22 protein-coding genes are annotated in these 22,740 nt (G+C 61.0%); 14 read left to right on the top strand and 8 right to left on the bottom strand.

The window, feature by feature from the left end:
* Positions 1 to 34: 34 nt before the first annotated feature.
* Positions 35 to 2,155, bottom strand: a complete 2,121-nt coding sequence (locus CFB10_RS19880; protein ID WP_026363527.1) for a TonB-dependent siderophore receptor — start codon at positions 2,153 to 2,155, stop codon at positions 35 to 37.
* A gap of 221 nt (positions 2,156 to 2,376) precedes the next feature.
* On the opposite strand from CFB10_RS19880, the gene CFB10_RS19875 reads away from it, so the two are divergent.
* The 6 genes from CFB10_RS19875 to CFB10_RS19850 all read left to right on the top strand — a co-directional run bounded on the left by CFB10_RS19875 (position 2,377) and on the right by CFB10_RS19850 (position 6,982).
* The gene (locus tag CFB10_RS19875; RefSeq protein ID WP_020009801.1) at positions 2,377 to 3,387 is read left to right on the top strand and encodes an iron-siderophore ABC transporter substrate-binding protein; all 1,011 of its coding nucleotides are present in this window, start codon (positions 2,377 to 2,379) and stop codon (positions 3,385 to 3,387) included.
* 2 nt (positions 3,388 to 3,389) lie between these two features.
* A complete protein-coding gene (locus CFB10_RS19870) occupies positions 3,390 to 4,427 on the top strand; it encodes an iron ABC transporter permease (RefSeq protein WP_020009802.1) in 1,038 nt (345 codons plus the stop codon).
* A gap of 2 nt (positions 4,428 to 4,429) precedes the next feature.
* Positions 4,430 to 5,464 (top strand): iron chelate uptake ABC transporter family permease subunit, encoded by a 1,035-nt coding sequence (locus CFB10_RS19865; RefSeq protein WP_020009803.1) that lies wholly within the window; start codon positions 4,430 to 4,432, stop codon positions 5,462 to 5,464.
* Positions 5,461 to 6,270: an ABC transporter ATP-binding protein gene (locus tag CFB10_RS19860; RefSeq protein WP_020009804.1), complete on the top strand. Its 810-nt coding sequence runs from the start codon at positions 5,461 to 5,463 to the stop codon at positions 6,268 to 6,270. The genes CFB10_RS19865 and CFB10_RS19860 overlap by 4 nt, the downstream gene beginning before the upstream one ends.
* Positions 6,271 to 6,345: 75 nt before the next feature.
* Complete coding sequence (locus CFB10_RS19855) at positions 6,346 to 6,627, top strand: type II toxin-antitoxin system RelE/ParE family toxin (protein ID WP_020009805.1); 282 nt, start codon at positions 6,346 to 6,348, stop codon at positions 6,625 to 6,627.
* A gap of 55 nt (positions 6,628 to 6,682) precedes the next feature.
* On the top strand, positions 6,683 to 6,982 hold the full coding sequence (locus tag CFB10_RS19850) for a HigA family addiction module antitoxin (protein WP_020009806.1): 300 nt from the start codon (positions 6,683 to 6,685) through the stop codon (positions 6,980 to 6,982).
* A 21-nt stretch (positions 6,983 to 7,003) separates the two neighbouring features.
* Here the strand turns inward: CFB10_RS19850 and CFB10_RS19845 are convergent, their stop codons facing one another.
* Complete coding sequence (locus tag CFB10_RS19845; RefSeq protein ID WP_020009807.1) at positions 7,004 to 7,876, bottom strand: helix-turn-helix transcriptional regulator; 873 nt, start codon at positions 7,874 to 7,876, stop codon at positions 7,004 to 7,006.
* Between the two features lie 135 nt (positions 7,877 to 8,011).
* Here CFB10_RS19845 and CFB10_RS19840 point away from each other — a divergent pair, with 135 nt between their 5' ends.
* The 6 genes from CFB10_RS19840 (at position 8,012) to CFB10_RS19815 (ending at position 13,982) form a co-directional block, all read left to right on the top strand.
* A complete protein-coding gene (locus CFB10_RS19840) occupies positions 8,012 to 9,226 on the top strand; it encodes an amino acid ABC transporter substrate-binding protein (RefSeq protein ID WP_020009809.1) in 1,215 nt (404 codons plus the stop codon).
* Between the two features lie 70 nt (positions 9,227 to 9,296).
* On the top strand, positions 9,297 to 10,169 hold the full coding sequence (locus CFB10_RS19835) for a branched-chain amino acid ABC transporter permease (protein WP_026363529.1): 873 nt from the start codon (positions 9,297 to 9,299) through the stop codon (positions 10,167 to 10,169).
* The gene (locus CFB10_RS19830) at positions 10,166 to 11,074 is read left to right on the top strand and encodes a branched-chain amino acid ABC transporter permease (protein ID WP_020009811.1); all 909 of its coding nucleotides are present in this window, start codon (positions 10,166 to 10,168) and stop codon (positions 11,072 to 11,074) included. The genes CFB10_RS19835 and CFB10_RS19830 overlap by 4 nt, the downstream gene beginning before the upstream one ends.
* Positions 11,071 to 11,799 (top strand): ABC transporter ATP-binding protein, encoded by a 729-nt coding sequence (locus tag CFB10_RS19825; RefSeq protein WP_020009812.1) that lies wholly within the window; start codon positions 11,071 to 11,073, stop codon positions 11,797 to 11,799. The genes CFB10_RS19830 and CFB10_RS19825 overlap by 4 nt, the downstream gene beginning before the upstream one ends.
* A complete protein-coding gene (locus tag CFB10_RS19820) occupies positions 11,792 to 12,514 on the top strand; it encodes an ABC transporter ATP-binding protein (protein WP_020009813.1) in 723 nt (240 codons plus the stop codon). Before CFB10_RS19825 ends, CFB10_RS19820 begins: the two co-directional genes overlap by 8 nt.
* A 16-nt stretch (positions 12,515 to 12,530) precedes the next feature.
* Positions 12,531 to 13,982, top strand: coding sequence for an aldehyde dehydrogenase (locus CFB10_RS19815; protein WP_020009814.1), 1,452 nt, complete (start codon positions 12,531 to 12,533; stop codon positions 13,980 to 13,982).
* 29 nt (positions 13,983 to 14,011) lie between these two features.
* Here the strand turns inward: CFB10_RS19815 and CFB10_RS19810 are convergent, their stop codons facing one another.
* Positions 14,012 to 14,908: a LysR family transcriptional regulator gene (locus tag CFB10_RS19810; protein ID WP_026363530.1), complete on the bottom strand. Its 897-nt coding sequence runs from the start codon at positions 14,906 to 14,908 to the stop codon at positions 14,012 to 14,014.
* Between the two features lie 94 nt (positions 14,909 to 15,002).
* Between CFB10_RS19810 and CFB10_RS19805 the strand changes: the two genes are divergently transcribed.
* A complete protein-coding gene (locus CFB10_RS19805) occupies positions 15,003 to 15,956 on the top strand; it encodes a choline ABC transporter substrate-binding protein (protein ID WP_020009816.1) in 954 nt (317 codons plus the stop codon).
* A gap of 14 nt (positions 15,957 to 15,970) precedes the next feature.
* Positions 15,971 to 17,485 carry a choline-sulfatase gene (betC, locus tag CFB10_RS19800; RefSeq protein ID WP_020009817.1) on the top strand — a complete coding sequence of 505 codons (1,515 nt, stop codon included), beginning with the start codon at positions 15,971 to 15,973 and terminating at the stop codon, positions 17,483 to 17,485.
* A gap of 15 nt (positions 17,486 to 17,500) precedes the next feature.
* Here betC and CFB10_RS19795 read toward each other — a convergent pair whose 3' ends face one another.
* The 5 genes from CFB10_RS19795 to CFB10_RS19775 are packed head-to-tail and all read right to left on the bottom strand — an operon-like array spanning position 17,501 to position 22,730.
* The gene (locus CFB10_RS19795) at positions 17,501 to 18,394 is read right to left on the bottom strand and encodes a carbohydrate kinase family protein (protein WP_020009818.1); all 894 of its coding nucleotides are present in this window, start codon (positions 18,392 to 18,394) and stop codon (positions 17,501 to 17,503) included.
* A complete protein-coding gene (locus CFB10_RS19790; protein ID WP_020009819.1) occupies positions 18,391 to 19,431 on the bottom strand; it encodes an ABC transporter ATP-binding protein in 1,041 nt (346 codons plus the stop codon). The genes CFB10_RS19795 and CFB10_RS19790 overlap by 4 nt, the downstream gene beginning before the upstream one ends.
* The gene (argH, locus tag CFB10_RS19785) at positions 19,431 to 20,945 is read right to left on the bottom strand and encodes an argininosuccinate lyase (protein ID WP_020009820.1); all 1,515 of its coding nucleotides are present in this window, start codon (positions 20,943 to 20,945) and stop codon (positions 19,431 to 19,433) included. The genes CFB10_RS19790 and argH overlap by 1 nt, the downstream gene beginning before the upstream one ends.
* A gap of 4 nt (positions 20,946 to 20,949) precedes the next feature.
* Positions 20,950 to 21,792 (bottom strand): carbohydrate ABC transporter permease, encoded by an 843-nt coding sequence (locus CFB10_RS19780; RefSeq protein WP_003505628.1) that lies wholly within the window; start codon positions 21,790 to 21,792, stop codon positions 20,950 to 20,952.
* Positions 21,789 to 22,730 carry a carbohydrate ABC transporter permease gene (locus tag CFB10_RS19775; protein WP_026363531.1) on the bottom strand — a complete coding sequence of 314 codons (942 nt, stop codon included), beginning with the start codon at positions 22,728 to 22,730 and terminating at the stop codon, positions 21,789 to 21,791. The genes CFB10_RS19780 and CFB10_RS19775 overlap by 4 nt, the downstream gene beginning before the upstream one ends.
* Positions 22,731 to 22,740 lie beyond the last annotated feature (10 nt).

The raw sequence follows: 22,740 nt of genomic DNA, 5'->3' as shown, positions 1-22,740 counted from the left end.
GCAATATATTGAAAAATATTGCTAATATAGATTTTCACCATGTCTTTCGCAAAGTCACAGAAAACGCCCGGCCGGGATTATAGAAGTCAGCGCCGAACCCGCCATACGAAACGTGTTTTTCGTTGAACAGGTTGGAGACATTGACATCCAGTAAGGCGGTTTCCTGAATCTTGTAGCTAAATGCCGCGTCCACGGTCACGCTGCTTCCGGTTTCGACCTTGTTGGCATTGTCGAAATAATAGGCGCCTGTGTATCTGCCGCCGAGACCGAAGGTCATGTCGCCGCGCCAGTCATTGCCTTCCAGCGTATAATTGACCCACAGTGAAGCCTGATGCTCGGGCACGAATTGCGGTCGGTTGCCGACATTACCGCCCGTTCCGTTTTCGGTGATTTCAGCATCGAGATAGGAATAGGCCGCCGTCAGGCTGAGATTGTCTGTCACCTCCGCCTTGGCTTCAAGATCGAGGCCACGCACGCGCACTTCGCCGATGGTGGTCGGCAGGCTGGTGATCGGGCTGGTGACGGTGATGTTGTTCTTCTTCAGATCGTAGATCGAAGCGGTGAACAGGGCCGGGAAAGCGTCCGGCCGGTATTTCACGCCGAGCTCGATCTGCTCGCCGCGCTCCGGTTCAACGGTGAGACCGGATGCCGGCACAACCGATTCGGCGTAGCTGATATAGGGCGCGATTTCGTTGGTGACCTTGTAGGATACGCCGATACGCTTGGTCAGTTCGCTGATGTCGCCGCTTGCCGTCGTGCCATTAAGCCGGTTGGTCTGGTCGGTGTCGATCCAGTCGTTGCGCAGGCCGGCGCTGACGGTGAGCCTGTCGAAGAAGGTCAGGTCCTGCTGGAGATAGATCGCCCTGGTCTTCTGGTCGGTCAGGGAACTGGCATAGAGCGGCACCGAGGCGGGCGCGCCGGTATAGACCGGGTTCATCCAGTTGATGCTCGGCGCAGCACCGAAGTAGCTTTTGCTGCCTGATTCGTAATTGTTATAAAAAACGCCGACGAGGCTGCGGCTTTCGACATTTTCAAACCGCGTGTCATATTGCAGGCGCGTATCGATCAGGAAGTTTTCGGTCTCGGTGTCGTTGCCGAAATAGGACCGGTTGGCGATGGTCGAACCATTGGTCGGCGTGGATGAGATATAGGCGTAACCGAAGTCCGTATTCGCCTTGCTGTAGCGCGCATTGGAACTCAGGGTCAGGCCCGAGCCGAAATCGTGGTCGAACATCACGCTTAACGAATTGCGGTTTGTGCCGCGATAATTGTAGTCCGGTTCGCCGAAGAAGCGGCTCCGGTCGAAATGCGAGCCGACGGGATGGCCGCCGCCGCCGGGAACGCCATCCTTGTTGAGATGATCGTAAACGACGGTGAGGCTGGTGACATCAGTGGGACGCCAGGTCAGGCCGCCCATGAAGAATTTCTCGTCGTCACGGGAATAGTCATATTCCGCATCGGCATTTCTGAGCTTGCCTGTCAGACGATAGGACAGCGTGTCGTCGCTGGTGATGTTGTCGCCGAAATCGAAGCCGGTTTCGGCGCGGCTATAGGAACCACCGGTCACATAGGCTTCACCGAAACGGGTGCGTTTCGGCACCTTGGTGGAATAATTCACCGAGCCGCCGGGATCCGAGACGCCAAAGGTGGTGGAATTGCCGCCCTTCAGCACTTCCACGCGCTCATAGGCATAGGTTTCTTCGCGCAGCGCGCCGAAGGGACGGCCAAGCGTCAACCCGTCGCGATAGGTATAGGCGTCGAAACCGCGAATCTTGAAATAGTCGAAACGGTCGTCGGAGCCGTAAAAATCCGTGGTCACGCCAGCGGTATATTGCAGCGCCTCTTCCACGGTCTGCACGCCGCGCTGCTGCATTTCCTTGGCGGTGATGACGGAAACGGAGGCGGGTGTGTCGAGAATATCGGTCGCCATCTTGCTGCCGCTCGTGGTGCGGGTGGCGACAATGGACTTCTGGTCATTATCGCCGCTATCGATGGTGATGCGCTCCAGAACCGTGCTGCCGCCTGTATTGGCGGCCTCCTGCGCCAGCAGGGAGCCGGGCAGGGTGGCGGCAAGCGCCGTGCAGGCAAGCAGGGCCGCATCCTGGTAACGACGTCGCGCGGTTTTGCGGTGTCTGCCTTCGGTTTCGATATTCATTGGTATGTTCCAGACCTTGATGCCCCGATCGCCGTTTTCACGACCCACTCTCGAAGCGCCCAATAACTTGAGAAACTTTCTCCGGTATTGTAACTTTTTGCGGTTTTGTACAAAACCCCGGAAATTTCACCGCTGTTGCGGCGGCATTTCTTGCCTGGGCTTGACGGGGGCATTTGAAGCTGAGAGTTCAAGTCCACTTTTGAACCTTTGAGAGCTTCGCCATGCTTCGCCCGTTTCGCTGCCTCGTGCCGGTATTTGTACTTTTCCTGTCGATGATCGCGCCTGATATGGCCTCGGCGGAGGAGACGGCCCGCTATCCCATCGTCATCAAACATGCGTTCGGTACGACCACGATTGCGAAGAAACCGCAGCGGGTCGCAACTGTCGCCTGGGCGAACCATGAGGTGCCGCTGGCGCTCGGCATCGTGCCCGTCGGTTTTGCGGCGGCCAATTTCGGCGATGATGATGGCGACGGCCTGCTGCCATGGGTGGCAAAGCGGCTCACCGAACTCGACGCGGCAAAGCCTGTTCTGTTCGACGAGGGTGACGGCATCGATTTCGAGGCCGTGGCGGCAACGCAGCCGGATGTCATCCTTGCCGCCTATTCCGGCCTCAGCCAGTCCGATTACGATACGCTGAGCCAGATCGCCCCTGTTGTCGCCTATCCCGTCTCCCCCTGGGCGACGGACTGGCGCGAGATGATCCGGCTCAACAGCGCCGGACTCGGCATGGCGGTGGAAGGTGAGTCGCTGATCAAACGCATCGAGGGCGAAATCGCGCAGGTCGTCGCCGGCCACCCGCAGCTGAAGGGCAAGTCGGCCATGTTCGTCACCCATCTCGATGCCACCAATCTCAGCGTCGTCAATTTCTATACGGCCAATGACACCCGGGTGAAGTTCTTCGCCGATCTGGGGCTTGCCTCGCCGAAAAGCGTCCTGGAGGCGACGAAGCCGGGGCAATTCGCCGCCGGCGTCAGCGCCGAGCGTGTGGATGCCTTTGACGATGTCGATATCGTCGTGACCTATGGCAGCCAGCCGCTGCTGAACGCCATGCGCACCGATCCGCTTCTCGCCCGCATGCCGGCCGTCGCCAATGATGCCATCGTCATGCTCGGCCGCGATCCGCTTGGCACGGCCTCCAACCCCACACCGCTGTCGATTTCATGGGTATTGAAGGACTATGCCGATCTCCTGGCGAAGGCCGCCGACAAATCCTCCGGGAAATCGCAGTGACAATGTCCGGACCCGGCAAAGCGACAACGGTGCTGCTCGCCGGCCGCTCCAGCCGCGCGAGAACCGCATGGCTCGGCGCGGTGCTGACGCTTCTCGCGCTGCTCTGTGCGCTCTCCGTCGCCATCGGCACGCGTGACGTCTCTTTTGTGGATATTCTTGGCGGGCTCAGCGGTCGCGTCGAGACGGTTGCCGAAGCGGCGGTTGCGGTGCGTCTGCCGCGCACGCTGCTCGCCCTGCTTTCCGGGGCCGCACTCGGGCTGGCCGGTGCCATCATGCAGGGTATTACCCGCAATCCGCTTGCCGATCCCGGTATTCTCGGTGTCAACATGGGGGCGTCGCTAGCCGTCGTCATCGGCATTGTCTGGTTCGGCATCGCCACGGCGCAGGCCTTCATCATCACCGCAATTGCGGGGGCGGGGGCATCTGCGGTTTTCGTTTATGTTGTCGGCTCTTTGGGGCGAGGCGGCGCGACCCCGCTGAAACTCGCACTTGCGGGCGCCGCCACCTCCGTCGCCTTTTCCTCGCTCGTCATCGCCGTCGTGCTGCCGCGCAGCGATATTGCCGGCGGCATCCGCTCCTGGCAGATCGGCGGCGTCGGTGGGGCGACCTTCGAGCGCATCGAGACCGTGCTGCCCTTTCTCGCCGCCGGCTTCATCATCAGCCTGCTTTCGGCGCGCAAGCTGAATTCTCTGGCGCTCGGAGACGAACTCGCCGCCGGGCTTGGCGAGAATGTCATGGCAGCCAGAGCCGTGGCGTCCTTCGGCGCCATTCTGCTCTGCGGCGCGGCCACCGCCATTTGCGGGCCGATCGGTTTTGTCGGGCTGGTGGTGCCGCATCTCTGCCGCCTGCTGGTTGGCGTGGACAATCGCTGGCTTTTGCCGTTCTCGGCGCTAGGCGGGGCGTGTCTGCTGCTTGCCGCCGATATTGTCGGGCGCATTGTGGCGCGGCCGTCCGAACTTGATGTCGGCATCGTCACCGCCCTTGTCGGCGCGCCTTTCTTCATCTGGATCGTCAGACGCCAGAGGGTGCGCGAATTGTGACCATGCGCGCTCCCGTCATCGAAACTCTTGTCTTCAACCGTCACGCCCGCCAGCGCCGGCGTCGCCTTGTCATCGCTGTCCTGTCGGTGATCCTGATCGCCGCTTTCGCAATCACGCTGATGCTCGGGCAATCCTTCACGCCGCCCCGTGATGTCATCCGCGTTCTGCTGGGGGAGGATATTGCCGGCGTCACCTTCACCGTCGGGCAGTTGCGCCTGCCGCGCGCGCTGCTTTCGGTTCTCGCAGGCCTGAGCTTCGGGCTCGGCGGCGTCGCCTTTCAGATCATGCTGCGCAATCCGCTCGCCAGCCCCGACATCATCGGCATCAGCTCCGGCGCGAGTGCCGCGGCCGTTTTCGCCATCGTCGTTTTGCAGATGAGCGGGCCGCTGGTCTCGGTCTTCGCCGTCACCGCCGGTCTCGGCGTTGCGCTTCTGGTCTATCTCCTGTCCTTCCGAAACGGCGTGGCCGGCACGCGGCTGATCCTCGTCGGCATCGGCGTGTCGGCGATGCTTGAAAGCTTCATTGCCTATATTCTCTCCGTCGCGCCGGCCTGGACGCTGCAGGAGGCGATGCGCTGGCTGACAGGCAGCGTCAACGGCGCGAAGGTCGCCCAGTTGCTGCCGCTTTCCATCGCGCTCATCCTGTTCGGCGGCCTGCTCCTCAGCCGTGCGCGTGATCTGGAAGCTCTGAGACTGGGTGATGATGCTGCAGCAGCGCTCGGCGTGCGGGTGGGACGAACCCGCATTATCGTCATCATCGCCGCCGTGGGCATGATCGCCTTTGCAACGGCGGTCTCCGGGCCGATCGCCTTTGTCGCTTTCCTGTCCGGGCCGATTGCGGCGCGCATCGTCGGCAGCAACGGCTCGCTGCTCATTCCTGCGGCTCTGGTCGGGGCGGCGCTGGTGCTGGTGGGCGATTATTGCGGCCAGTTTCTGTTGCCGGGCCGTTATCCGGTCGGCGTCGTCACGGGGGCGCTCGGCGCACCCTATCTGATTTACCTTATCGTGCGGGTCAACCGCAGCGGAGGCTCGTTATGACTGGCCACTCCCTTTCCGTAAGCCGCCTCTCGGCCGGATATGGCGAAAACCTCATTATCGACGGGCTGGACCTCACTGTCCCGCGCGGGAAGATCACCGTCATCGTCGGCGCCAATGCCTGCGGCAAGTCCACCCTGCTGCGCAGCATGTCGCGGCTCATTGCGCCGTGCGCCGGTCAGGTTCTGCTCGATGGGAAATCGATCCATCGTCTTCCCTCACGCGATCTCGCACGGCGCATGGGCCTTTTGCCGCAATCGCCGATAGCGCCGGAGGGCATCGTGGTTGCCGATCTCGTCAGCCGTGGCCGGCACCCGCATCACGGCCTGTTCGCCCGCTGGTCGCGGCAGGACGACGAGGCCGTCGCCGCAGCCCTTGTCGCCACCGATACGGTGGAACTGGCCGAGCGGCCGGTGGACGAGCTTTCCGGCGGCCAGCGGCAACGCGTCTGGATCGCCATGGCGCTCGCCCAGCAGACAGACATATTGCTGCTGGATGAGCCGACCACCTTCCTCGATATCAGCCACCAGGTCGAGGTGCTGGATCTTCTGACCGACCTCAACCACGCCCGCGAGACCACCATCGTCATGGTGCTGCACGATCTCAATCTCGCAGCCCGTTATGCCGATCATCTCGTCGCCATGAGGGACGGGAAGCTGCATGTCTTCGGCACGCCGGAGGACGTATTGACAGAGGAGAATGTCCGCCACGTCTTCGGCATCGAAAGCCGGGTCATCGAAGATCCGACCTCTGGCAAGCCGATGATGCTGCCGATCGGGCGGCATCGGACGGTGGCGGGGTGGCAATAGGTGTATCTCTTTAAGATACGGTTCTGTTGACTTCTGTGCGTATCTGTTTATGATACCAACATCACGAGGCCAGCAATGATCCGTTCTTTCAAAAACAAGCTGACCGCATCGATTGACGACGGATCTGTGAAGAAGGGCTTTCCCGCCGATCTCGTACGCCGCGCCCAGCAGCTGCTCACGATCCTGGATGCGGCGACCACGGTAGAAGACCTTCGCTCACCGCCCGGCAATCGTTTGGAAAAGCTGTCCGGCGATCGTGAGGGCCAATATTCGATCCGGATCAACAAGCAGTGGCGCATCTGCTTCGTCTGGACGGAAGCAGGGCCGGAAAGCGTGGAAATAACCGACTATCACTAGTCTGGAATTCTCGTGGAGAGGCTCATGAAAAATCGGCCAAGGAGGGCCAGCGAGCATGACAATCAGTAAATCGCCTCCGATCCATCCGGGCGAAATCCTGCGGGAACTCTATCTTGAGCCGCTGGGGATGTCGGCTTACGCCCTTGCAAGGCACCTCAATATTCCGCGCACCCGCATAGAACGGATTGCGGGAGAGAAACTTGGTATCACCGCCGACACCGCCTTGCGCCTTGCAAAGTTTTTCAAGACCACACCGGAATATTGGCTGAACTTGCAGAACGCCTTCGACATTAAGGCGGCGGCTGTGAGGCTGGAAGCGGACCTTGCCAATATCAAGGAACTGGAAGCGGCCTAATTCTCAGCCCCGCCTGTCAGGTCATGGCCAGGCCGCATAAGACGGCGGCGGCACGTTCTGCATTCGCGTTGCCGTTCTCCTGAACCGGCCGGGAGACGTGCCCTCGTTGCGGGTGAAGAAGCGATTGAAATAACCGGGGTCCTGAAATCCCAATCGGAATGCAATTTCAGCCACTTGCAGCGATGAGTTCAGAAGAAGGTCCCGCGCTTCGGACAGCAGTTCCCGGTGAATATAGGCCTGCGGCGAAAGCCCCGTCGCCTTGCGCACCGCAAATCCAAGGCGTTCGCGGTTGACGCCGAGTTGCCTTGCATAGTCTTCCACGCCCCATTGATCGCGTTTGTGCTGGCTGACCAGTAGCACGAAACGCTCGGTGAGGCTGCCGGGCGTGGAGACGGCCGCGGCAATATCGGCGATGGCGTGCTGGCAGATGCGAATGAGGGTGACGGAGAGCAGGCTGGCGATGATCGTGTCCGAACCGGTTGTCGCGCGGACATTTTCGCTGGCGATGGTCTCGAGATAACCCGCAAGTTCCTGCCGGTCCCTTTCCGCCGGCACCTGCGTCAGAACACGCTGCAATATATTGCGCACGGCGCTCGCACTCGTGCCGGTGGGCATCGCATGGGCAAGCCCGATTTCGCTCGTCCTCAGCAGAGATCCACGGCTTCCGGCAGTCAGCCGCAGGCGGCCAGTGGGGCCCATGGGCAACCAGACGAGCCCCGGTGCCACAACGGGCAGCGTCTTTTCACCTTGGAGAATTTCCGCTTCCCCGGCGGACAGGAGAAGCAGATGGGCGCTGTCCGATTCCAGCCGGAACTCGGAGATGCGCAGCGTCGAGGCGAGGGTGCGCGCCGTGATCTCCACGCGATTGCCGGCAATCTGGCTATGCAGCGGCATTCCGGCCTCCAAAAGTACAATAATGCACTACATTAGTGCATTTTATATGCGGCTGTCATTGCTAAACTTTGATCAGCGCAGGGGAAAGCCTTGAGGAGAACGGCAACCCCGATAAGGCGCTTTGGGAGGAACATCATGAATAATCTGAAGCGCAGAACGCTGTTCTGCCTGCTCTCCGGTGCTGCCTTGTCGGCGGTATCTTTCGGTCACGCCATTGCGCAGGATCGTACCTCGGTGAAGATCGGTTATGCCGTTTCAAAAAGCGGCGCCAATGCCACGGGTGCTGGCATCACCACCATTCCGAACTACAAATTATGGGTGAAAGAGGTCAACGATGCCGGTGGCCTGACCCTGCCGGATGGCAAGCGCCTGCCGGTGGAAGTGGTCGAGTATGACGACCGCTCCTCGGCCGAGGATGCGGTGCGGTTCACCGAGCGTCTGGCGAGCCAGGACAAGGTCGATTTCATCCTGCCGCCCTGGGGCACGGGCTTCAATCTGGCCGTCGCACCGCTTTACGACCGTTTTGGTTATCCACAGCTGGCCGTGACCGGCGTTACCGACAAGGCGCCCGATTTCGCGGCGCGCTGGAAAAAGAGCTTCTGGATGCTGGGCGGTGGTCATGACTATGCCAATGCGCTCGCCGATGTCTTGAAAGCTGCGCGCGATGCCGGCCAGATCAACGACAAGGTCGCGGTGATTTCCGTGGCTGACGGTTTCGGCATCGATCTCATCAAGGCCGCGCGGCCGGCGCTGAAGGAAGCGGGTTTCACACTTGCCTATGACAAGACCTATCCGGTCGGCACCTCCGATTTCGCAGCACTTGTGAACGAGGCGGCGGCGAGCGGTGCGGACAGCTTCATCGCCTTTTCCTATCCGCCCGATAGTTTTGCGGTGACGAAACAGGCGCAGACGGCGAAGTTCAACCCGAAGGTCCTTTATGTCGGCGTCGGCGGTGCTTTCCCGATCTTCCCGAAGGTCTCCGATGGCAAGCAGGAGGGCGTGATCAGCATCGGCGGCGTCGATGGCAGCAGCGACAAGATCGAGGATTATTTCAAACGCCACGAAGCCTTCATCGGCACCAAGCCGGACAGCTGGGCAAGCGCCATCACCTATGCAAGCCTCGAAATGCTGGCCCAGTCCATCCAGCGCGTCGGCCTCGACAAGGTGGCGGTGGCAAATGAACTTTCGACGGGAAGCTTCGACACCGTCATCGGCCCGGTCAAGCTTGAAGACAACCAGCTTCGCCAGCTCTGGTGGGCCGGGCAATGGCAGGGTGAGCGTTTTGTGGCGATTGCGCCCGCAGACCGCCCGGGTGCGGCCAAGCCGGTCGTTCCGAAGCCGCAATGGTGAGCCTTTGCCGACCGGGGCCGCGAACCCCGGCCGGAAGGCTTCGGCCATCTTCCATACTGGAGACATTCCCTTGTTCTTATCCACCCTCATCTTCGGCTTGATGCTGGGAGGGACCTATGCGCTGATCGCGCTTGGACTTTCGCTGCAATATGGCATTGCCCGCATCATGAACCTTGCTTATGGCGAGGTGCTGATTGCGGCTGCCTTCATCACCTTCGTGTTGTTTTCCAGCTATGGCCTGTCGCCGCTCTGGTCGCTGTTCATCATCGTGCCGCTCGGTTACGCCCTGTCTTTCGTGATCTACCGGGTCATGATGCGGCCGCTGGTGCGCCGTTCGGGCGGCTCCGGCCGCCTGGAAGTCGATTCCATTCTGGCGACCTTCGGGCTGCTCTTCGTTATCCAGGGCATCATGCTCGTGGCGTTCGGCGGCAACTACCATTCCTATTCCTATCTTGCCGAAGGCGTCGATATCTTTGGCACGACCGTGGCGCTGAACCGGCTCCTGTCCTTTGGCCTGTCGGTTGCGATTGGCGGCGGGCTTTATCTGGCGCTCACCCACAGCCGCTGGGGCCTCAACCTGCGAGCGGTGGCGCTTGCGCCCAAATCCGCGCCGCTGGTCGGCATTGATGTGAACCGTGTGGCCTCGATCGGCTTTGCGCTTGGCGGAGCACTCGCCGTGGCCGGCGGGGTGATGATTTCGATGTACCAGACCTTTTCCGCCTCCTATGGCGTGGTCTTCACCATGAAGGCGCTTGTCGTCGTTATCATGGGCGGTGTCGGCAATCTGCTTGGCGCGCTGGTGGCCGGCCTGCTGCTCGGTCTCGTGGAAACCTTCGTGCTCGTTTATGTCGATCCCGGCCTCACGCTTGCCGCCACCTATCTGCTCTTTCTCGTGGTGCTGCTCTGGCGTCCGGAAGGCATCTTCGCAAGGAGGAGCAAATGATCCCGCTTCTCATCGGCCTTGCCGCAGCTGCACTGCTGGCGCTTTCCCCCTTCTTTTTCGATGCCTATGGCGTCGGCGTCATTATCGGCCTTCTCGGTTATGCGACGCTTGCCTCCGCCTGGGCGATGTTCTCCGGCCCGACGCGCTATATTTCGCTCGCCACCGTCGCCTTTTTCGGTGTCGGGGCCTATACGGTCGCGGTGCTGAGCGAGGTTCTGCCATGGCCGCTGGTGCTCCTGTGTGCGGCCCTTGTCGGCGCGGCGCTGGCGCTTGTCGTCGGGCTTTCCACACTGCGCGTCGCCGGCATTTATTTCGTGATCTTTTCCTTTGGTCTTGCCGAGCTCATCCGCCAGCTCATCACCTGGTATGAGGTGAATGTGACCGGCACGCTCGGGCGTTACATCTTCTTGCCGCTGGAGCCGCAACACGTACTCTGGCAATTGCTGGCGCTGGCTGTCGTCACACTTTTGCTGGCGATCCTCATCGACCGCAGCAAGCTCGGACTGGCGCTGAAGGCAATCGGTGACGACGAGGTCGTGGCCGCCCATGCGGGTATCAACTTGGCCCGCACCAAGCTGACGCTCTTCGTGCTGTCCGCCACGATCATCACGCTGGTCGGCGCCATTCAGGCCCCGCGCTGGGTCTATATCGAGCCGGCCATCGTCTTTAATCCGCAGGTATCGTTCCTCACCGTCATCATGGCGTTGCTCGGCGGAGCCACACGCCGCTGGGGACCCATTCTCGGTGCGGTGCCGCTGTTCCTGCTGTTCGAGTGGCTGGGCGCGAACTTCCCCAATCATTTTTCCATCATTCTCGGCGCTCTCTTCATCCTCATCGTTTTTGTTCTGCCGGATGGGGTGCTGGCGGCGCTGGAGAAGCTGCGCAAAAAGGAGAAAGCCGCATGAGCGCCGTTCTCGAAATCACTGATATCCGCAAGACCTTTGGCGGGCTGAAGGCGGTGGATGGCCTTGGCCTCACCATCGAGGCCGGCGAGGTCGTCGGGCTGCTAGGGCCAAACGGTTCCGGCAAGACGACGCTGATGAACCTCGTCTCCGGGGCGCTGAAGCCCACTGAAGGGTCTATCCGGCTCAAACGGCAGGAGATTGCAGGCCGGCGGCCGGATGTGATTGCGCGCGCCGGCGTGGCGCGCACCTTCCAGCTCGTGCGGCTTTTGCCGTCGCTTTCCCTGCTTGAAAACGTTGCCGTATCGGCCATGTTCGGGCCACAACGCCTGTCCCGTATCGAGGCGGAGAAGGTCGCGCGCGCCTGCCTCGAAAGAATAGGCCTTGCCGGGCGGGAAACCATGCCGGCCGGCGACCTCACCTATATCGATCAGAAACGCCTTGAACTGGCGCGTGCGCTGGCGGGCGAACCGAATCTTCTGTTGCTGGATGAATGGCTTGCAGGTCTCAATCCCACCGAACTGCAGGAAGGGATAGCGCTGATCCGGCGGTTGGCATCCGAGGGTACGACGATCCTGCTGGTGGAACATATCATGGCTGCTGTGCGCGCACTCTGCCCGCGCTCCGTGGTCATGGCGGCCGGTCGCAAGATCGCCGATGGGCCGACGGCAACGGTGCTTGACGATCCGCAGGTCATTTCCGCCTATCTGGGAGCGGCGCATGCTTGAAATAGACGCACTGACAATCCGCTACGGCAAACATCTCGCGGTTGACGGCACATCGCTCAATGTTGCCAAGGGCGAAACGGTGGTGCTGCTTGGCGCCAATGGTGCGGGCAAGTCGTCTTTGCTGAAGGCGGTCGGCGGCATGGTGGCTCCGGTCTCCGGCGAAGTGCGCGTCAATGGCGCGTCGCTTGCCGCTGTCCCCGCCCATCAGATTGTGGAGCGGGGCGTGGCGCTGGTGCCGGAGGGACGCGGAATTTTCGCGGCGCTGACGGTGGAGGACAATCTCCGTCTCGGGGCCAATCCCCGCCATGCCCGTTCAGCGGAAAAAGCGACACGAGAGCATATTTTCTCGCTGTTTCCGCGCCTTGCCGAGCGGCGGCAGCAGCTTGCCGGCACCATGTCCGGCGGCGAACAGCAGATGGTCGCCATCGGGCGTGCGCTAATGTCAGCGCCGGATTATCTATTGCTGGACGAGCCGAGCCTTGGCCTTGCGCCCATCGTCACGCAGGAGCTTTTTGCCGCTTTGGCGGAGATCAAGAAGAGCGGCCTTTCAATTCTGCTCGTGGAGCAGAATGTGCGCGAAAGCCTCGCACTTGCCGATCGCGGATATTTGCTGGAAGCAGGGCGGATTGTCGGGGCAGGCACGGCTGAGGCCCTGTCCGCCGATCCCGCCGTGCAACGGGCGTTTCTTGGCGGCACCACCGCCGCCATTGTCTGAATTCAGGAGGAAGACCATGCAGACAGTCAATCTTTTCATCGGCGGCGACCATTGCCCGGCCACAAGCGGCAAGCGTTTCGAACGCAGCAACCCCATCACCGGCGACGTGGCGACGAGTGCTGCGGCGGCAACGGTGGAGGACGCCACCCGGGCAGCCGATGCCGCGGCGGCCGCTTTCCCGGTCTGGTCGGCAACGTCTCCCGGTGAACGCCGCCGCCTGCTTCTGGCTGCCGCACAGGCGCTTCTCGCCGCCGGGCCTGACATTACCCAGGCGATGAAGGAAGAAATCGGCGCAACCGATGCCTGGGCCGGGTTCAACGTCAAACTGGCAAGCGATATGCTGGTGGAGGCGGCAAGCCTGACGACCCAGATCAAGGGCGAGGTCATTCCTTCCAACCGTCCCGGAACCATGGCGATGGCACTGCGCCAGCCCGCCGGTGTCGTGCTGTCCATCGCGCCGTGGAATGCGCCGGTCATTCTCGGCGTGCGCTCCATCGCCACGCCGCTCGCCTGCGGCAATACGGTTGTCATGAAGACCTCGGAACTGTGCCCGCGCACCCATGCGCTGATCATTGAAGCCGTCGCTTCGGCGGGTCTGCCGAAGGGCGTGCTCAACGCCGTCTCCAATGCACCGGAAGATGCGGCAAAGATCGTCGATACGCTGATCGCACACCCCGCCGTCAGACGCGTGAATTTCACCGGCTCGACCCGCGTTGGCCGGGTGATTGCCGAAACCGCCGGCCGTTATCTGAAACCCGCTTTGCTGGAGCTTGGCGGCAAGGCGCCGTTCATCGTGCTTGATGACGCCGATATCGATGCGGCTGTCGCGGCTGCCGCTTTTGGCGCTTATATGAACCAGGGCCAGATCTGCATGTCGACGGAGCGCATCATCGTACTCGACAGCGTTGCCGATGCATTTGTGGAGGCCTTCGCCAAAAAAGCGTCGAGCCTCACGGCCGGCGATCCGCGTGAGGGCAAAACACCGCTCGGCTCGCTGGTCAGCGCCGAAGCGACATCGCGCATTCGGGCGCTGGTGGATGATGCCGTCTCCAAGGGCGCGCGGCTGGCCGCGGGCGGCGGCGGTAATGGCACGATGGTGGATGCGATCGCCGTCGATGGCGTCACGCCCGCCATGCGACTTTATGCGGAGGAAAGCTTCGGTCCCGTCGTCTCCATCATCCGCGCCGGCAGCATCGATGAGGCGGTGAGCATCGCCAACGAAACCGAGTTCGGTCTTTCCGCCGCAATTTTCGGCAGGGATCAGGCACGGGCGCTTGCCATTGCCGCCCGCATTGAAAGCGGCATCTGCCACATCAACGGCCCGACCGTTCACGATGAAGCGCAGATGCCCTTCGGCGGGGTCAAGGCTTCCGGTTACGGCCGCTTCGGCGGTACGGCGGGCATTGCGGAATTCACTGAGCTACGCTGGGTCACGCTGCAGGACGGGCCGCTGCATTATCCGATCTGAACAGGAAACGTACAGGGTGGCGGGCGGCGTCACCGCCGCTCGTCAATCAGCCAGCCGGTGAGTTTTCTCACCGCGCTATCGCTGTTTTTCGGCCGCATCAGCCAGTATCCGCGGCCCGGTGCGTCGAGGCTTGGGCCTGCGGTCACCAGCACGCCCGCCTCGAGCAGCGGATCGATGAGCCCGGCCCAGCCGAGCGCGAAACCCTGTTCGCCGATGGTTGCCTGCACCACCATGGTGTAATTGTTGAAGCTGATATCGCCGCCATCATGCTCGGCACCGCGATGCACGCCGAAATGCTTGAAGTAGGCAGCCCAGTCGAACCAGTGCGCCTGTGAGGTGTTTTCGAGGTGGATGAGCTTTCGCCGTGAAAAATCCGCGACGGTCGCGGGTGCCGGTGTTTCGGTCAGCAGGGCAGGTGAGCAGACCGGCGTGACCTTTTCCGAGAGCAGCAACACCGCCCCTTCGCCGGCTTCCTGCCGCGTTCCGAAAATGATCATCACGTCGCTATCATGTTTGCCCTGACCAAGAGGGTCCTGCGTTGCCACGATCTGGATGTTTATGTCGGGGTTGAGCGCTCGAAAGCCATGCATGCGCGGGATGAGCCACAGGGACGAAAAGGCATAGTCCGTGTGCAGGCGGATAGTCTGCCGGTCCTCCGTCCGGCGAAGCTGCTGCGCGACAAGATCGATGGCGTCGACATTACGCGAGACGATGTCGAACAGCTTTTGTCCTTCGGCGGTGAGTTCGATGCCGCGATGCTTGCGCCGGATAAGAACCACGCCCAGCTCATCCTCGAGTTTGCGCATCTGATAGCTGACGGCCGGCTGGGTCAGTCGCAGCGATGCCGCCGCAGCCGTGAGGCTGCCGCGGCGCGCGACATCGGTGAAAATGCGCATCCATCCAAGGTCAAGCGGCCGGTCAGACATTAAATTTCCTTATATCAGTCATCGAAAAATACCCGCTTCACAGGCAAAAACAATGTGGTGTTCAATAAACTGGACTAATAAAATGGGAGCCGCAATGAAAACCGTTTCTCATCTGCACCGCATCGCCGCCGGTCTCATTCTGTCCGTGGCGGCATTCTCCACCCCGCTACAGGCGGCCGATGACGCCGCCTGCAAGACCATTCGCCTCAGCGATCCCGGCTGGACCGACATTACTGCTACCAACGGTATCGCTTCCGTCGTGCTCGATGCGCTGGGTTATGAAGCCGACATCAAGACGCTTTCGGTGCCGATCGGCTACCAGGCCATGAAAAATGGCGAAATCGATGTCTTTCTCGGCAACTGGATGCCGGCCCAGAAGTCCTTCGTCGACGATCTGAACGCGGCGAAAGCGGCCGAGGTGATGACGAAGAACCTGGAGGGCGCCAAGTTCACGCTGGCGGTGCCTTCCTATATGACGGAAAAGGGCGTGAAGGATTTTGCCGATCTCGCCAAACATGCCGATGAGTTCGAAAGCAAGATTTACGGCATCGAGCCGGGCGCGCCGGCCAACCAGAATATCCAGAAGATCATCGACGCTAATGATTTCGGCCTGAAAGGCTGGCAGCTCGTTGAATCCGGCGAACAGGCCATGCTGGCGCAGGTGGAACGGGCGGGCAGGGACAAGAAGGCCGTGGTCTTCCTCGCCTGGGCGCCGCATCCGATGAATGAGAAGATCGATATCGCCTATCTCTCCGGAGGTGACGCCTATTTCGGCCCGAATTTCGGCGGCGCCGAAGTCTATACGCTGGCCCGCACCGGCTGGGCGCAGCAATGCCCGAATGCGGCGACGCTGTTCAAGAACCTGAAGTTTGATATCGGCATGGAAAACAGCCTGATGGGCTCCATTCTCGGCGGTGAGGATTCCAAAGCGGCGGCGACGGCCTGGCTGAAGGCCAATCCGAAGGTGCTGGATGGCTGGCTGCAAGGCGTCACCACGCTGGATGGCAAGCCGGGTGCGGACGCCGTCAAAGGCAAGCTTGGTCTCTAAGCCGGAAAGTCGAAATGCCGCGTCCCAATATCCTGATCCTGATGGCCGACCAGTTCAACGGGACGTTTTTTCCCGATGGTCCGGCCGATTTTATCCACGCACCACATCTGAAAGCACTGGCGGAGCGGTCTGTCCGCTTCGCCAACACTTACACGGCAAGCCCGCTCTGCGCGCCGGCCCGCGCTTCTTTCATGTCCGGGCAGTTGCCCAGCCGGACGCGGGTCTATGATAACGCTGCCGAATTCGCTTCCGACATTCCGACCTATGCGCACCATTTGCGGGCGGCGGGTTATTACACCGGCCTTTCAGGCAAGATGCATTTCGTCGGACCGGACCAATTACATGGCTTCGAAGAGCGTCTGACGACGGATATCTATCCGGCGGATTTCGGTTGGACGCCTGATTATACCAAGCCCGGCGAACGGATCGACTGGTGGTATCACAATCTCGGCTCGGTCACCGGTGCGGGTATCGCTGAAATCACCAATCAGATGGAATATGATGACGAGGTGGCCTATCACGCCACCCGCAAGCTCTACGATCTGTCGCGCCGGCTCGATGACCGCCCCTGGTGCCTGACCGTCAGCTTCACCCATCCGCACGACCCCTATGTGGCGCGACGCAAATTCTGGGATCTCTACGAGGATTGCCCGGCGCTTGATCCGCAGACATCGGCGATTGCCTTCGAGGAGCAGGATCCGCATTCGAAACGGTTGCTGGAAGCCTGCGATCATGAGGCTTTCGATATTTCGCCAGAGCAGATACGCCGTGCAAGGCGCGGTTATTTCGCCAATATCTCCTATATCGACGAGAAGATCGGCGAGATTCTCGACGTGCTGAAAGCGACGCGGATGGAGGAGGACACCATCATCCTCTTCCTGTCCGACCATGGCGACATGCTGGGCGAGCGTGGACTTTGGTTCAAGATGTGTTTCTTTGAGGGCTCCGCCCGCGTGCCGCTGATGATCGCCGCACCCGGCTGGCAGCCGGCCCTGATCGACACGCCCGTCTCGACGCTCGATGTCACGCCGACGCTCTGCGGGCTTGCGGGCCTCGACATCACCTCGCTCAAACGCTGGACCGATGGCGAAGACCTGTCGGCGCTGGCTGCGGGAACTGGAGAGCGCGGCCCGGTGCCGATGGAATATGCCGCCGAAGGCTCGATCGCGCCGCTCGTCGCCATCAGGGAAGGCCGCTACAAGCTCTCGGTCTGCGAAGCCGATCCGCCGCTCCTCTATGATATCGAGGCTGATCCCGAGGAGCGCACCAACCTTGCCGGCGATCCCGCTTTCAGTGCCGTGCTTTCATCGCTTGCCAGCGAAATCAACCGGCGCTGGCAATTGCCTGTTTTCGATGCTGCCGTGCGGGAAAGTCAGGCGCGGCGCTGGGTGGTCTACAAGGCGTTGCGCAACGGCGCTTATTACCCGTGGGATTACCAGCCGCTGCAAAAGGCCTCCGAACGCTACATGCGCAACCACATGGACCTTAACGTGCTGGAAGAGAACCAGCGTTTTCCGCGCGGGGAGTGATGTGGGCAGGGCGTCTCACGCAGCGGCGGTCACCTTCGGTGCACCGCCTGCCGCCTGCACGGCAAGACTGCCCGCTGCGATGCCGGCTTCGAGGCATTGCTGTTCGTTCTGACCCTGAAGCCATGTATCAAGAAAACCGGCATTAAAGGCGTCGCCTGCGCCGGTCGTATCGACCACCGGGACCTTTTGGGCGGCTTTATGCTGAATCCCGGCTGCAGATGATACCCATGCACCCTCCGCGCCGCCTTTGAGGGCGACGATCGGGAAAGCCTCCGCCAATCTCCGGATAGCCGTTTCCGGTTCCGAATGCCCGGTGATTGCTTCGGCCTCTTCAAGATTGGGCAAAAAAACGTCGACACCGGCACAGGCCCTGAGCAGACCCTTGTCGTAGATCAGCGAGGCGTCCCAGCTCGGGTCGAGCGAGACGGACAATCCGCTCGCCTTGGCGCGCGCGACGAGATCGGGGATTTCGTGCAAAGTAGCGAATTCGGCGATGTGCAGATGACGTGCCTTGTCCCACGCAAGGGCGGCATCCAGTGTCGAAGGCCGGGCAGCGCCGGCGCGGCGCGTCAAAAATGCACGGTCGTGGCCAACCACCGTCGCCACCGTGACCTGCGGCCCCGCATCCGCCGAATGCTCCAGAAATTGCAGGTCGACACCGCTCTCCTGCATTTTCTCACCGATATCGCGCGAGAAGGTGTCGGTGCCGAGCCTTGCCAGCAGCGCAGCGGGACGGCCGATATGGGCGAGATGCGCGGCGGCGATGAAAGCCCCACCGCCGGCGGCGATTTCCATGTCGCGTGCAAACAGTTCCCGACCGAGCACCGGCAATTCGTCAAGCCCGGTGAAAATGAGGTCGCAATAGATGCGGCCAATGCTGATGACGGCTGATTTTTCTGTTGTCATCATGCGCGGCCCAGAAGCTTTTCCGTCTTCGCATCGAAAAGATAGAGCGCGCCTGTTTCCGCCCGGCATTGCAGCCGGGTGCCGACTGCCGGAATGGATTTGCCTCTAGAGGTTGCGATCACCGAGGTAGTGTCGGTGTCCAGATGAACCAGTGTTTCCGGGCCAAGAGGCTCAACCGCCGTTACCGTTCCTTCAAGCGTAAACGTTCCCTGTGTGGCGTCGGTTTCTCCAACCAGCAGATCATGCGGCCGCACACCGAGTAAAAGCTCGCCCGTGGCGGAGGGCGTAACGCTGTTGGTTGTTTTGGTCCCTCGCAGGAGATTCATCGAGGGGCTGCCGATGAAGCGGGCGGTAAACACATCGACGGGTGTTTCGTAGAGTTCGGTCGGCGTGCCAACCTGCAGGATATGGCCGTCCTTCATGACGACGATCCGGTCCGCCATGGTCATGGCTTCCACCTGATCGTGGGTAACATAGACGGTTGTCGTCTTAAGACGTTGGTGCAAGCGCTTGATTTCAATACGCATCTGCGATCTCAGCTGGGCGTCGAGATTGGAGAGCGGCTCGTCGAAAAGAAAGGCTGCGGGATCGCGCACCATGGCGCGGCCGATGGCGACGCGCTGCCGCTGGCCGCCAGACAAAGCCGCTGGCCGACGGTCGAGCAACGCCTCAAGCCCCAGCACCCGCCCGGCCTCTTCGATACGCCGGTTCTTTTCCGCCTTGTCGAGCTTTGCGGTATAAAGCCCGAAGCCAATATTCTGGCGAACCGTCATATGCGGGTAGATCGCATAGTTCTGGAAGACCATCGCGATGTTGCGCTGTTTCGGTTCTTTCTCGTTGACGACGTTCCCGCCGATCTTCAGCGTGCCGTCGGAGATTTCTTCGAGCCCTGCGATCATACGCAGCGTCGTCGATTTTCCGCAGCCGGAGGGGCCGACGAAAACGACGAATTCGCCATCTTCGATGGCAAGGTCGATGCCCTTGACCGCCTCCACCTTGCCGTAGCGCTTCACGAGTTGAGTGAGTTCGATTGTCGCCATTATCGCGCTCCCGTCAGGGCGGTGAATTTCTCTGCCAGTTCGGCGGCCTTTGCCGCCTCGTGATCGGCGGATCGTTTTGCTTCCGCCTCTGATGCAGCAAGCTTGCCGCGATAGGCGGCAATCGCCTCCCGCATCGGTTCGGGGGCAGGGCCGCCAAAGCGGCCGCGTACCGCGACAAAGTGCTCCGGCGAGACGATCTGCCTGAACTTTTCTTCGCTGATGCCGGGTTTGCGCCCCGCCAGTTCCTCGAACGCGTTGAGGAACGGCTGGTAGCCGTCATTCGGCAGATCGCCCTTCAGCGCCACAACGCTCTTGGCGACAGTCGCGGCGATCTCATGGGCCTGGCGGAATGACAGGTCCTCGATGCGGACGAGTGAATCCGCCAGTTCCGTGATGGTGATGCAGGAACGGCGAATATTCTGGTCAACCCTTTCAGGGTCGATGCTGATCTGGCCGACAAGGCTGGCGAGGAGATCGAGAACCCGGCCGGCCGAAGCGAAGGCCTCGTAACCCATGCCCTGCGTTTCACCTTCGCTGTCGTTCATATCGGTGAAGGGCGTGTTGTGCATCACGTCGAGCATGGTTCGCGCCCGCCCGAACGTCTGGCTGGCGAGGTGGCGCAGATGTTCGATCGGCACCGGGTTGCGTTTCTGCGGCATGATCGAGGAAATCTGCACCAGCGAATTCGGCACGTAGATCTGGCCGACTTCGAAGCTCGTCCAGAACTGGAAGTCCTGAATGAGCCTGCCGAGATGCAGGAACATCAACTCGATCGCGCCATAGGTCGCCGTCGTATAGTCGACGGCGGCGATGCAGGAATAGGAATTGCGCAGCGGCGCGGCAAAACCGAGAAGCTCGGCGACGCGGGCGCGATTAATGGGAAAGCCGGAGGTGGTGATGGCGGCGGCGCCCATGGGTGAGAGATCGACGATTCGGCGAGCTTCCGCGAAACGGTCGATATCCCGAATGAGGACTTCGATGGCGGCGGAGAGATAATGGCCGAAAGTGGTGGGCTGGGCCGGCTGCCCATGCGTATAGGCCACAATCAGGGTGGATTGATTGCGCTCGGCGGCATCGATCAGCGCTTTCAGCAGAACACGCGCCTTGGCGGTGAGCGTGTCGATCTTTTCCTTGAGGCCGATCTTGAACAGGGTGTGATCGATATCGTTGCGCGAGCGGGCCGTGTGCAGGCGACCGGCGACATCGACGCCGATACGGGCTTTCAGTTCCTTTTCGATCAGGAAGAAGAAATCCTCGACCTCGCCGGTATAGACCAGCTCCGACGGCTCGATGGTCCTGTCGATGTCTTCGAGCGCGCCGGCGATTTTCGCCGCCGTTTCGGCATCCAGAATTCCGGTTTCGCGCAGCATGACGAGATGCGCGCGGTCGATGCGGCGGAAGCCGTCGACATGGTGGTTCTTGGCGCCATCGAAAAGCGGGCGCAGCACGGTTTCCTTGTAGACAGGGTCGGGAAACCTGCTGGTGTCGGACAGGCGCGGGTTGATATCGGCCATGATGTTATCCTTTCAGGCCCGCCAGCATCACACCGCGAACGATGTAGCGTTGCAGGACGATGAAGACGATGAGGGTGGGGATGGTCGCAATTGCTGCGCCCGTCATGATCATTTCCCACTGGATCTGCTGTTCCACGGCAAAGCTCGAAAGACCGACTGGCAGGGTGTAAAGCTCCTTGCTTGTCGTGACGATCAGCGGCCAGAAGAAGGCGGTCCAGTTGCCGAGGAAGGTGAAGATTGCCAGCGCCGAAAGAGCAGGCGTTACCAGCGGCAGGGCCACTTTCCACCAGATCTGGAATTCGTTCAGACCGTCGACGCGTGCGGCCTCGATGAAGTCGTTCGGAACCGTCTCGAAAAACTGCTTCATGAGGAAGGTGCCGAACGCCGTCATCATTCCCGGGAACATGATCCCCCAGTAGCTGTCGAGCCAGCCCAGCTGGCTGGACATCAGATACCACGGAATAACCAGCATTTCGGTCGGTATCATCAGCGTGGACAGGATGGCGAGGAAGATGAAATAACGGCCGCGGAACTCGAATTTCGCCAGCGTGTAGCCGACCAGACTGTCGAAGAAGCAGTTGGAAACGGTGACGATGACCGCGACCAGCATGGAGTTGAAGAACCAGCGCAGGAAACGGCCGTCGGCCATGACCGTGATATAGTTCGCAAGCGTCGGCGCGGCCGGGATGAGCCTGAGATCATAGACCTGGTCCGCCGTCTTGAACGAGGTCGAGAACATGAAGAGCAGTGGTGAGACCATGATCAGGCCGCCGATGAACAGCAGCGTCCAGGTGACGATGCGGCCGGGGCGGATGCGGGCGTGGGAGAGTGGCGGCGCTTCGCTCATTTCTTTTCCCTCAGGACCCAGAGCTGGACCAGCGATACGACAAGAAGAATGGTGAACAGGACGACCGTCTGTGCTGCGGCATAGCCCATCGCATAGGAATTGAACGCGGTCTGGTAGATCATCAGCACCAGCGGCTTGGTTGAGCCGAGCGGTCCGCCCGGATCATTGGTGGTCATGTTGTAGACCTGGTCGAAAATGCGCAGGAAGCCGATGGAGGAAAACACCACGAGGAAAACGGTGGTTGGTTTCAGGAGCGGCAGCGTGATCTTTCGAAGGATCGCCCATTCGCCGAGCCCGTCGATGCGGGCGGCTTCGTAGAATGTCGTCGGAATGGCGCGCAGGCCCGCCATGAAGATGATGATCTGGAAACCGAGCCCCGCCCAGATGGCTGTCACCATGACCGAATAAAGCGCCTGATCGGTGGAGCGGATGAAGGGCTGCTGCGGAATGCCGATCATGCCAAGCACATCATTGATGATGCCGATCGGCGGCGGCTGGTAGAACCAGCGCCAGACCCAGGCCATGGCCGCTGCGGTCGTCAGATAGGGCAGGAAATAAAGCGCGCGGATGAAACCGTGCAGGATGCGGACCCGGTCAAGATAAAAGGCGATGACAAAAGCCAGCACGAGACTGATCGGCGTGCCGACGATGAGATAGGTGAAGGTATTCTTGAATACCTTCCAGAATTGCGGGTCCTTGAACAGCTTCACATAATTGGCGATGCCGATGAACTTCGCTGGCCGCAGAAGGTCCCAGTTGGTGAAGGACAGATAGAAGGCCTGTAGCGTCGGGTAAAAACGGATGACGCTGTAGAAGAGGATCGGGATCGCCAGAAAGCTCCAGATCCACAAAAGCCGTTTCGTGCGCATGGAAAGGCGATCCCCGAAGGGGCCGCCGGGGCGGCCGGATGCCGCCCCCTGTTGATCTATCGCTGTCATGGTGGGACCT

The organism is Agrobacterium sp. 719_389 (genome assembly GCF_900188475.1).
Lineage (GTDB): Bacteria > Pseudomonadota > Alphaproteobacteria > Rhizobiales > Rhizobiaceae > Agrobacterium > Agrobacterium radiobacter.
Note: the sequence above shows the minus strand (reverse complement) of the source record. Positions and strands in the feature narration are given on the sequence as shown.

Bases quoted from the DNA above. Each gene is read 5' to 3' on its own strand.
- CFB10_RS19855 (WP_020009805.1), top strand. From the start codon at position 6,346: ATGATCCGTTCTTTCAAAAACAAGCTGACCGCATCGATTGACGACGGA.
- CFB10_RS19860 (WP_020009804.1), top strand. From the start codon at position 5,461: ATGACTGGCCACTCCCTTTCCGTAAGCCGCCTCTCGGCCGGATATGGC.
- CFB10_RS19840 (WP_020009809.1), top strand. From the start codon at position 8,012: ATGAATAATCTGAAGCGCAGAACGCTGTTCTGCCTGCTCTCCGGTGCT.
- CFB10_RS19830 (WP_020009811.1), top strand. From the start codon at position 10,166: ATGATCCCGCTTCTCATCGGCCTTGCCGCAGCTGCACTGCTGGCGCTT.
- CFB10_RS19845 (WP_020009807.1), bottom strand. From the start codon at position 7,876: ATGCCGCTGCATAGCCAGATTGCCGGCAATCGCGTGGAGATCACGGCG.
- CFB10_RS19795 (WP_020009818.1), bottom strand. From the start codon at position 18,394: ATGATGACAACAGAAAAATCAGCCGTCATCAGCATTGGCCGCATCTAT.
- CFB10_RS19790 (WP_020009819.1), bottom strand. From the start codon at position 19,431: ATGGCGACAATCGAACTCACTCAACTCGTGAAGCGCTACGGCAAGGTG.
- CFB10_RS19780 (WP_003505628.1), bottom strand. From the start codon at position 21,792: ATGAGCGAAGCGCCGCCACTCTCCCACGCCCGCATCCGCCCCGGCCGC.
- CFB10_RS19870 (WP_020009802.1), top strand. From the start codon at position 3,390: ATGTCCGGACCCGGCAAAGCGACAACGGTGCTGCTCGCCGGCCGCTCC.
- CFB10_RS19825 (WP_020009812.1), top strand. From the start codon at position 11,071: ATGAGCGCCGTTCTCGAAATCACTGATATCCGCAAGACCTTTGGCGGG.
- CFB10_RS19875 (WP_020009801.1), top strand. From the start codon at position 2,377: ATGCTTCGCCCGTTTCGCTGCCTCGTGCCGGTATTTGTACTTTTCCTG.
- CFB10_RS19880 (WP_026363527.1), bottom strand. From the start codon at position 2,155: ATGAATATCGAAACCGAAGGCAGACACCGCAAAACCGCGCGACGTCGT.
- CFB10_RS19810 (WP_026363530.1), bottom strand. From the start codon at position 14,908: ATGTCTGACCGGCCGCTTGACCTTGGATGGATGCGCATTTTCACCGAT.
- argH (WP_020009820.1), bottom strand. From the start codon at position 20,945: ATGGCCGATATCAACCCGCGCCTGTCCGACACCAGCAGGTTTCCCGAC.
- betC (WP_020009817.1), top strand. From the start codon at position 15,971: ATGCCGCGTCCCAATATCCTGATCCTGATGGCCGACCAGTTCAACGGG.
- CFB10_RS19850 (WP_020009806.1), top strand. From the start codon at position 6,683: ATGACAATCAGTAAATCGCCTCCGATCCATCCGGGCGAAATCCTGCGG.
- CFB10_RS19815 (WP_020009814.1), top strand. From the start codon at position 12,531: ATGCAGACAGTCAATCTTTTCATCGGCGGCGACCATTGCCCGGCCACA.
- CFB10_RS19775 (WP_026363531.1), bottom strand. From the start codon at position 22,730: ATGACAGCGATAGATCAACAGGGGGCGGCATCCGGCCGCCCCGGCGGC.
- CFB10_RS19805 (WP_020009816.1), top strand. From the start codon at position 15,003: ATGAAAACCGTTTCTCATCTGCACCGCATCGCCGCCGGTCTCATTCTG.
- CFB10_RS19865 (WP_020009803.1), top strand. From the start codon at position 4,430: ATGCGCGCTCCCGTCATCGAAACTCTTGTCTTCAACCGTCACGCCCGC.
- CFB10_RS19820 (WP_020009813.1), top strand. From the start codon at position 11,792: ATGCTTGAAATAGACGCACTGACAATCCGCTACGGCAAACATCTCGCG.